Source organism: Burkholderiales bacterium, assembly GCA_013695435.1.
In the GTDB taxonomy this organism is placed as follows: Bacteria; Pseudomonadota; Gammaproteobacteria; order Burkholderiales; family JACMKV01; genus JACMKV01.
On the sequence record JACDAM010000208.1, the window covers coordinates 1 to 8,168 of the forward strand.

Sequence of the window (8,168 nt, forward strand, 5' to 3'; positions counted from 1 at the left end):
CCTGAGTTACGTCCGCTCCACGCATCGCGCTCTCCGTCTCGATTCTGTACGACTCACTACTCAACGTATTACCCTTCGGCTCCGTGGACTGGGTCGGGGGATAAGTTCAACGAACTGTTAGTGCGCAGCGCAGCCCTTGTGTTCGATTTCGGATTGGAGCCGTGAGATAAGGTCGGGGAGGCTCATCTGATCGAGATCGGCATTCGCCCGCGCGCGCACCGAAACTTTCCGCCCCGCGACTTCCTTGTCGCCGACAACCAGTTGATAGGGAAGCTTCTGCAGACTGTGCTCGCGGATTTTATAGTTTATCTTCTCATTCCTCAAGTCGCAGTCGGCGCGCAGGCCGGCTGCCCGCAGTTGCGCGGTCACTTCGCGCGCGTAGTCGTTCTGCGCTTCCGAGATATTCAGCACCATGACCTGAACCGGCGCCAGCCAAAGCGGCAGGGCGCCCGCGTAATTTTCCAGCAGGATGCCGATGAAGCGCTCCATCGAACCCAGCACCGCGCGATGCAGCATCACTGGAATCTGCTTGCTGCCGTTTTCGGCGATATAGCTGGCGTCCAGGCGCGCCGGCATCGAAAAATCGACCTGTACGGTGCCGCATTGCCAGATGCGTTCGAGGCAATCCTTCAGCGAAAACTCGATCTTCGGCCCGTAAAAAGCGCCCTCCCCAGGCTGCAATTCCCACGTGATGCTCTTGCTGTTCAGTGCGAGTTCGAGCGCTGCCTCGGCTTTATCCCAGATGTCGTCGGAACCAACGCGTTTTTCCGGCCGCGTCGACAGTTTGACCAGCACTTCGTTGAAACCGAAATCGGCATAAACCGCATGCAGCAGATCGATAAACTTCGCGACCTCGTCCTGAATCTGTGCCTCCGTACAGAAAATGTGCGCATCGTCCTGGGTGAAGCCGCGCACACGCATCAATCCGTGCAATGCCCCGGACGGCTCATTGCGATGGCACGAACCGAATTCGGCGAGCCGCAGCGGCAAATCGCGGTAGCTTTTCAGCCCCTGGTTGAAAAGCTGCACATGGCCCGGGCAATTCATCGGTTTGACCGCGAATTCGCGCTCCTCGGACTCGGTGGTGAACATGTTCTCCTTGAACATTTCCCAGTGGCCGGATTTCTCCCACAGCGTGCGATCGAGAATTTGCGGACATTTCACTTCCTCGTAGCCGTGCTCGTCCAGCACGCGGCGCATGTATTGCTCGACCTGTTGATAGATCGTCCAGCCCTTCGGGTGCCAGAACACCATGCCCGGCGCTTCTTCCTGCAAGTGGAACAGGTCGAGCTGCCTGGCAAGTTTGCGGTGATCGCGCTTCTCGGCTTCGGCGAGGCGATGCAGGTAGGCCTCCTGATCTTCCTTTCTGGTCCACGCCGTGCCGTAAATCCGCTGCAGCATCTCGTTGTTCGAATCGCCGCGCCAATACGCGCCGGCGACTTTCATCAACTTGAATACCTTGAGTCTGGAAGTCGATGGCACGTGCGGGCCGCGGCACAGATCGATCCAGTCGCCCTGGCGATAGAGCGACAAGGTTTCGTTCTGCGGGATCGCGGCGATGATTTCGGCTTTGTAATGCTCACCGAGGCCGCGGAAAAACGCGACGGCTTCGTCGCGCCCCAGCACTTCGCGTTGCAATTTCAAATCGCGTTTACTGATTTCCGCCATGCGCTTTTCGATCGCTTCGAGATCTTCGGGCGTGAATGGGCGCTTGTACGAGAAGTCATAGTAGAAGCCGTTTTCGATCACCGGGCCTATGGTCACCTGCGCATCGGGGAATAATTCCTTGACGGCATGCGCCAGCAGATGCGCGGTCGAATGGCGTATCAGGGCGACACCTTCCGCATTGCGTTCGGTGATGATCTCTAGGTCGAGGTCGCGATCGATGCAATACGAGGTATCGACAAGCTTGCCGTCGACCTTGGCCGCAAGCGCCCCGCGCGCGAGACCGGCGCCAATACTCGCGGCGGCTTCCGCTACCGTGACCGGCGCCGCAAACGCTTTTTCAGAGCCATCAGGCAATCGAACTACGGGCATTTCGCTTTCCCAAAAATAATAAAAGTCAGAGAACGAGGGGCACCAGCGCCCCCTGAATTCCTGACTTTTCTCGCCGGCTTACTGAATACGATTACCGAGGCTGCTGTCCTGCCGAATGGTAGGCGCGATTGGACTCGAACCAACGACCCCCACCATGTCAAGGTGGTGCTCTAACCAGCTGAGCTACGCGCCTGAAACCGCCGCCAGTTTAGCGTAAACGCCAAACGGCATCAAACCGCTGAGCCGAAAAACACCCGCCCGTCGTCCTGAATTCGCGCCGGCGCGTAAGCTTTGCAGTAGCGGCTCCGTTTTGCTGCCGTAGCGCTCTTTCACTTCAGGAGAATTTACATGCACATAGTGCCTGCGCTCGCCCTGTCATTCCTATTTTCACTCGGAACGGCTGTCGCGGCCGACGCCGGCCCGGTCAAAAATCAAAAACCCGCATAGCGTCAAGGAAACGGCTGACCGCCTGGAGGCGGCGCTGAAAGCCCCGGACTTGAGGGTCTTCGCGCGCGTCGATCACGCCGCCGGCGCGAAAAAAGTCGACAAGCAACTGCGCTCTACCGAGCTCGTCATCTTCGGCAATCGCAGACCGGGACGCCGCTCATGCAATGCGCGCAAACCGCGGGCATCGATCTGCCGCAGAAAGCGCTGATCTGGCAGGACGACAAGGGACAGGTCTGGTTGGGATATAACAGCCAAAGCTGGCTGGCGCAGCGCCATGGCATCGAGCAATGCGAAAGACACGATACAGAAGTTGAATCAACACTCGCCAATTTCGCGAAAGCGGCGACCGCGCCCTGAATTACGAACGCACACCTACGAACGCACGTGAACCGCACTATCCTTGTCAGGCGGCATCTGCCCTGGAGTTGCGCGCATCACGCCACTTCCAGCGCAACAACACACGCAGCTGGCGGAACAGCTCTGCGTCCACGGCGTCGGGCAGGATTACGACGTGCTTGGCGAAGCGGTTCCCTTCGATCTTCAGATTAACGATAGTCAGATAAGGTGCGACAAAGCTCGTGCCCAAGACGAGCGCTTCGCGCCACTCGCCGTTTTTGAATTGCACCGCGCATAAACAATCATCATCAAGTTCGAGCGCGACAATCGCTCGCGAAGCGGCGTGCAGCGCACTCTGGCGGACCGTGACGAACGCACTGGCGATGATGACCGGCGTGATCGGCGCGGCAATCACCCCGGGAGCTGCAAGCCACAGCAATACCAAGGCCGCCAAGTGTGCGGCGATCAGAAGGCAGGCGAGCTTTCTTGACGGTTTAAAAGGGCAGCGTAGCAACGGACGAATTTTATCGAGCAGCACCAGTTCCGAGCCTTTTGCTAGCCCTACTTCTACAAGCTGAAGGCAGAGTTCTTTAGAGGTAGGTGGTTATAACGACGTAAACGATCAACGCATCAGTAGTAAGCTAATTTTTCAAAACTAGAGCTTTCTACCGCTTCCCGCCCCGCCTCATGCGCGGTTTTTCCCGGGTGAAAGGCAGGTACTCCAAGACCGTGCGGGCTGACAAGATTGATCTCACATTGACCTGCAATAGCTGTCAATGTTATTGATTTCATGATCTCCGAATCGTCCGGGAAATCGTATTACTTCGGCATTGATCTACCGAAAACCTAACGAGATAAGCTAAATGGGGTTGAGATCGACAGTGGTGCAGGCGATGAAAATGCTCCGTAAAGCATATTCAACACACACCAAGCAATCAATGCACCAATGACAAGTAGAAATATTGCCTCCATTGCGCCTAGAGCGTTCATGGTAGGGCGGCCTGGGGGATTGCTTCCAATAAGTGCGAACATTCGTACTTCGGATCGATCCACCGTATCCGCAAGAACCTGATTTGCTTTGGTTGAACTGTTGAACGTATCCCCAATCAGATCCCAATAACCGTTTACGATATGCCCCGCATAGACTAAAACGGGGAAGCGCAAAAACTGCAACAGGACTGACCTCTGGCTTTCTCCAAATACCTGAGCTTGACCAGCGACCTGTACAAGGAAATCAGCTATAACAACAAATATAACACTAGCTGCGCCTAAAGTTTTAATAAGATCAAAGCGAGCCGTTACCTTCGCTTGCGCGTACGAAAGAACACCACCCACAGAATCCTTTTTAGCAACTTCTTGCGCGAATTCTTTGGTATCGGCCGCGAGTGAATTAGCATTATCCACGTGAGTAACTAAACGATTGTATAGTTCGTTGGCGCTAATTGTAACAACGTGGTGAATGGATGCGCGATTGAGAAAGTCCAAGTGATCACTACGGCGTAGTGCTTCACGATAGCGGTCATAAGGTCACTATGGGCGGTTTTTAGATCGTGGAGCTGCTGACCCCCGCCGAGGCTTACATCATGAATAAAGTTTGGCATATCATAACTCCATCGTTTTGGGAATGGCGTGGGGCTTAATTAACTTGTCCGGGGAAACTGGGTTAGCTCAGACTCGACTTCTTTCCTCAGTCTGACCTATTTATCTTTTCGCGCGTCCGCTCGAACGCCGGGTTGGGCGTGTAGAGGTTTTGGCGATGTCGATCAGCGATTGAAGCGCCTGGTTCACTGCTTCGTCAGTTGGGAATGCCTTGGCCACCTGCTGGTCGAGCACTACGACGTTTGTCGCGACGGCGGCGCGGGACGCGTACTTGCCGCGGACCGTCTCACCAAAGTCAGAGCGCTTGTATTCGGGACGAAGCTCGTCGGATTTGGTTTGATTAGCCTTCTTCATAGATTTTACGTTCCGATTTGGTTGCAGTACGCACGCTGACAATTCGCAGACTCCTGCATCGTTATGCTGCCTGCAGCATGAACTCGACTTCACTGCCTCGAACGGAAACTCCACTTCCCCATTCGCCGTTCGATTGAGTACGCCTGCATTCAGCAACGCCGTGACGTCGCCGTGAACAGCTTTAACGTCCCGGCCGACGCGACGAGCTGCATCACGAATTGACATAGGGCCCGAGCCACACATTGCCTTGAGTAGGTCCCACCGCTTGGCGGTGAGCACCTGCCACAGCAACTCGGGCGTTGCGAAGCCAATGCGCGCCTCGCGCCCCGAGCGGCCAGCCTTCATGGCGCGCGAAGCGTCAGCGAGCGTCTCTGCAAGAGAACGAACTTCAAGGACGACCGTGTTCATGATTCCACCTCGTAACGTCAGCGTTGAAATCAGACATAAGCTCCGGTGTTGAGAAAGCGTAAGGTAATTCCTCGGCGCCGACGTGCCTGTGATCGCCCTTGCCTCGCTCGTTGTCATACCTCAGCACACACTCGCCCGCGACGACGTAGGCAAGCCGGTACTTGAACCCATGCGACGACGGCGGCAATGGTTGATGAACTCGCCACCCAGCGATCTCGACAGACCGGAAAGCCCGCAGGCAGGAGTGGATCTGCTCGATGGAGGGATTAGGCATCCGCTGCTTCAAAGGCAGCGACGGGGACTGACCGATTGATTGCGACCGACTTACGAAGCGCCTTGATGCGTTCGATTTCGTGCATGGTCTGGGCGGAAAAGTAGGACTCACCACAACTCGGGCACGACCACATGGGGATGGCCTCGATGACAAGTAACGCTGCCCCCTTCCCAAAGCTGCGCGTGACATGCTTCAGCTGCACCGAGACGCTGCCGCAGTACGCGCAGTGATGCTCAACAGAGGTAGACAGTGATGACGATGAGCTTGCCGGTGAAGCCGACTTTGACGACTGCTTCGGCGGACGCGCCGTCGAGCGTGACGCCTGAGACAACGCACTTGATCTCGCGGGTTTGAGCGTCGCGCTGGCGCTTTGTGATTTGCCCCGTGAGGACGATGTTCTCGAGATCGAGGATGGAGAGGTTTTCATCTTCAAGCTCTTCGGCTGCATGCGTTGAAACGACATAGTTCAGTGTGCGGATCAGGTGGCGAAACTGGCTGATCGTTACTTGGGCCATGGCGCACAGTGTACGGAACCCGGCGTCAGCGGAAATTGGATGCCTAACTAAAAGTAGACGACAAGTTTTCTCGCGGCAGTGTCGTCCAAGTTATTAGCGCCTGTCAATCCAATACTCCTGCGCGAACGACTTACGTCTTGCCTCTGGTTTAACCAAACCAAAATCAGGCGGATGGAAGCCGTCGCCAAATCTAAACTGCTGGTGCGGTTGCGGGACCGGATTCGAGACTCATGGGTCAGACTGAGCTGCCCCAGTTCCCGGACAAGTTAATTAAGCACCACGCCATTCTCGTTCAACCTCTTCAGGCGTGCGATAGCCGAGCGATTGATGGATGCGCTTGCGGTTGTAGAACAGCCGAAAGCGGTGTCCCTAGAATTTCCAAAGATCAACCCAACAAACTATGAAGTGGCAAGCCGCCCGTAACCTTCTTGCCGTTCCAAGTTTTTTAAGATGTCCCGTTTGATTTCCTCATTGGTAGATTTTCCAACTGAAATCACTCGTTGCGCGGCGATTTGAACGATCGGGGACATAGGTAACAGTCAGCAATACTGGTGGCACCGAAGGAGGTGCCCCATGCCATGGAGCGAGACTACACCTGTGGGCCAGAAGACGCAGTTCATTGCCGACTATCTTCGCCAGACGCTCTGCGTGCCTGAGTTGTGTGATCTGTATGGCATCAGCCGCAAGACCGCCTACAAATGGATCGAGCGCTACGTGAGGCAGGGACCGCCCGGGCTCGACGAACGCCGCGCAAACCCGAATCCTCTCCCAACCGGATCGCCGAGCCCATCGTCGCCGCCATCCTTGAGGCCCGTTCGCCCCGCCTGGGGAGCCAAGAAACTCCTGCCGCTCCTAGCCAAACGCTACTAGCAGTCCGTTGAAATTACCGATGCATTCAATGCAAGGATTGGTTCGCGATTGGATTTTTGGATTAAGAGAACGTCCGGAAGGGGTTTTGGCGGATTGGCGCCGCCGGTTTTGCGTTTGGCGGCGCTGTTTACTCGCGAACCGCGATTGCGGACGCACCTCTCCCGTCTATCCACTCCCAACCATCGCCTGCGCTGCCAGAAGCTTGGGCAGCCGGCGCCAATTGACCGCCAGCATGGACAGCGTGAACACGTCGCTGACTTTCGCCTGGCCACGCAGCTTGACCTGACGGATCGTGGTGCCATGCTGCTTGCCCTCACCGAACAACGTCTCGATCAGTTTGCGGATCACTTGACTGACCTGGTAACCCTCGTGCCGGGTGGTGCGAGCATCGATCCGGCTTTCACGCTTCGCCCGCTTACCGGTCTTGGTGTCGTACTCGTAGCTGTTCTGCGCCACATGCGGGGTGACGTTGAACTCGCGGCAGCCGCTGACGAAGTCTTCGGTGTCGAAGGCCTTGTCAGCCCCCACCGTCTTGCGCTGCTCGCCCGGAAGAGCGGCCAACATGTCGAGGGCCGCCTCGCGCTCCGCAGTGCCGCTGGCCTGGGTCAGTCGGGTGTCCACTGCCAGCTTGCCGCGGTTGTCCCTCAGCACATGGCCCATGAAGGAGGGCCTGGCCTCGGCCTTCTTAGACTTGGTGAACAACTGGGAATCCGGATCGGTGCTGCTGACGTGGGTAGCGTTGCTGCGCTTCTGGCGCTTGAAGTCCACCTCTGGATTGCTCTTGCTGCCGCCCTTGTCCGGCGGCGGCCCATCCTTGGGCACGAAACTCTTGATCGAGGCCCAGGCCCGGATCAGCGTACCGTCCACGCTGAAATGCTCAGAGGAGAGCAGCTTGGCTTCTTCGGCCTGCTGCATCACCCGCCCAAACAAGGTCTTGATCACGTCGTGATCGATCAGCCGGTCGCGGTTCTGGGTGTAGGTGCTGTGATCCCACGCCGCGTCTTCCATCCCCAGTCCCACAAACCAGCGAAACAGCATGTTGTAGCCCAATTGCTCGCACAACAAACGTTCGCTCCTGATCCCGTACAGGGCTTGCAACACCAATCCGCGCAGCAGCCATTCCGGCGGCACCGAATAGCGACCACGCTCTTCGTACATCGACTCAAACAGCCGGTCCATGTCGCGCAGCGCCGTATTGAGAATCTCTCGAATCGCGATCAGTGGATGTTCCGTCGGAACGTAATCCGAGGTCTTCCTCACGATGAACAAACCTTCCTGAGTTACGTCCGCTCCACGCATCGCGCTCTCCGTCTCGATTCTGTACGACT

General features: G+C 56.7%; 9 protein-coding genes, 1 tRNA gene and 2 pseudogenes. 2 read left to right on the forward strand and 10 right to left on the reverse strand.

Translation table 11 applies throughout. The annotated features are described in order from the left end of the window. Window positions 1–117 precede the first annotated feature (117 nt). Both thrS and H0V78_10335 read right to left on the reverse strand, forming a co-directional pair. On the reverse strand, window positions 118–2,037 hold the full coding sequence (thrS, locus tag H0V78_10330; GenBank protein MBA2352151.1) for a threonine--tRNA ligase: 1,920 nt from the start codon (window positions 2,035–2,037) through the stop codon (window positions 118–120). A 116-nt stretch (window positions 2,038–2,153) separates the two neighbouring features. After that, window positions 2,154–2,230 (reverse strand) — tRNA-Val (locus tag H0V78_10335). Window positions 2,231–2,467: 237 nt separating this feature from the next. Here H0V78_10335 and H0V78_10340 point away from each other — a divergent pair. After that, a pseudogene (locus tag H0V78_10340) lies at window positions 2,468–2,841 on the forward strand (DUF302 domain-containing protein). 46 nt (window positions 2,842–2,887) lie between these two features. On the opposite strand, the gene H0V78_10345 reads toward H0V78_10340, so the two are convergent. The 7 genes and pseudogenes from H0V78_10345 to H0V78_10375 form a co-directional block, all read right to left on the reverse strand. Beyond that, on the reverse strand, window positions 2,888–3,358 hold the full coding sequence (locus H0V78_10345; protein MBA2352152.1) for a hypothetical protein: 471 nt from the start codon (window positions 3,356–3,358) through the stop codon (window positions 2,888–2,890). Between the two features lie 92 nt (window positions 3,359–3,450). Continuing rightward, complete coding sequence (locus H0V78_10350) at window positions 3,451–3,612, reverse strand: hypothetical protein (GenBank protein MBA2352153.1); 162 nt, start codon at window positions 3,610–3,612, stop codon at window positions 3,451–3,453. 54 nt (window positions 3,613–3,666) lie between these two features. Beyond that, window positions 3,667–4,305: a hypothetical protein gene (locus H0V78_10355; GenBank protein MBA2352154.1), complete on the reverse strand. Its 639-nt coding sequence runs from the start codon at window positions 4,303–4,305 to the stop codon at window positions 3,667–3,669. A gap of 216 nt (window positions 4,306–4,521) precedes the next feature. Further along, window positions 4,522–4,773, reverse strand: a complete 252-nt coding sequence (locus H0V78_10360; GenBank protein MBA2352155.1) for a hypothetical protein — start codon at window positions 4,771–4,773, stop codon at window positions 4,522–4,524. Between the two features lie 87 nt (window positions 4,774–4,860). After that, window positions 4,861–5,181: pseudogene (locus tag H0V78_10365) on the reverse strand (DNA-binding protein). Window positions 5,182–5,447: 266 nt separating this feature from the next. Next, complete coding sequence (locus H0V78_10370; protein ID MBA2352156.1) at window positions 5,448–5,705, reverse strand: type II toxin-antitoxin system MqsA family antitoxin; 258 nt, start codon at window positions 5,703–5,705, stop codon at window positions 5,448–5,450. Next, entirely contained in the window at window positions 5,689–5,970 is a 282-nt protein-coding gene (locus H0V78_10375; protein MBA2352157.1) for a DUF4258 domain-containing protein, read from the reverse strand. The genes H0V78_10370 and H0V78_10375 overlap by 17 nt, the downstream gene beginning before the upstream one ends. 573 nt (window positions 5,971–6,543) lie before the next feature. Here H0V78_10375 and H0V78_10380 point away from each other — a divergent pair. Then, complete coding sequence (locus tag H0V78_10380) at window positions 6,544–6,840, forward strand: helix-turn-helix domain-containing protein (GenBank protein ID MBA2352158.1); 297 nt, start codon at window positions 6,544–6,546, stop codon at window positions 6,838–6,840. Window positions 6,841–7,005: 165 nt separating this feature from the next. Here the strand turns inward: H0V78_10380 and H0V78_10385 are convergent, their stop codons facing one another. Beyond that, window positions 7,006–8,139 carry an IS5 family transposase gene (locus tag H0V78_10385; GenBank protein ID MBA2352159.1) on the reverse strand — a complete coding sequence of 378 codons (1,134 nt, stop codon included), beginning with the start codon at window positions 8,137–8,139 and terminating at the stop codon, window positions 7,006–7,008. Window positions 8,140–8,168: the final 29 nt, after the last annotated feature.

Coding starts and splice junctions, on each gene's coding strand:
- H0V78_10375 (MBA2352157.1), bottom strand. CDS start 5,970: ATGGCCCAAGTAACGATCAGCCAGTTTCGCCACCTGATCCGCACACTG.
- H0V78_10380 (MBA2352158.1), top strand. CDS start 6,544: ATGCCATGGAGCGAGACTACACCTGTGGGCCAGAAGACGCAGTTCATT.
- H0V78_10350 (MBA2352153.1), bottom strand. CDS start 3,612: ATGAAATCAATAACATTGACAGCTATTGCAGGTCAATGTGAGATCAAT.
- H0V78_10360 (MBA2352155.1), bottom strand. CDS start 4,773: ATGAAGAAGGCTAATCAAACCAAATCCGACGAGCTTCGTCCCGAATAC.
- thrS (MBA2352151.1), bottom strand. CDS start 2,037: ATGCCCGTAGTTCGATTGCCTGATGGCTCTGAAAAAGCGTTTGCGGCG.
- H0V78_10385 (MBA2352159.1), bottom strand. CDS start 8,139: ATGCGTGGAGCGGACGTAACTCAGGAAGGTTTGTTCATCGTGAGGAAG.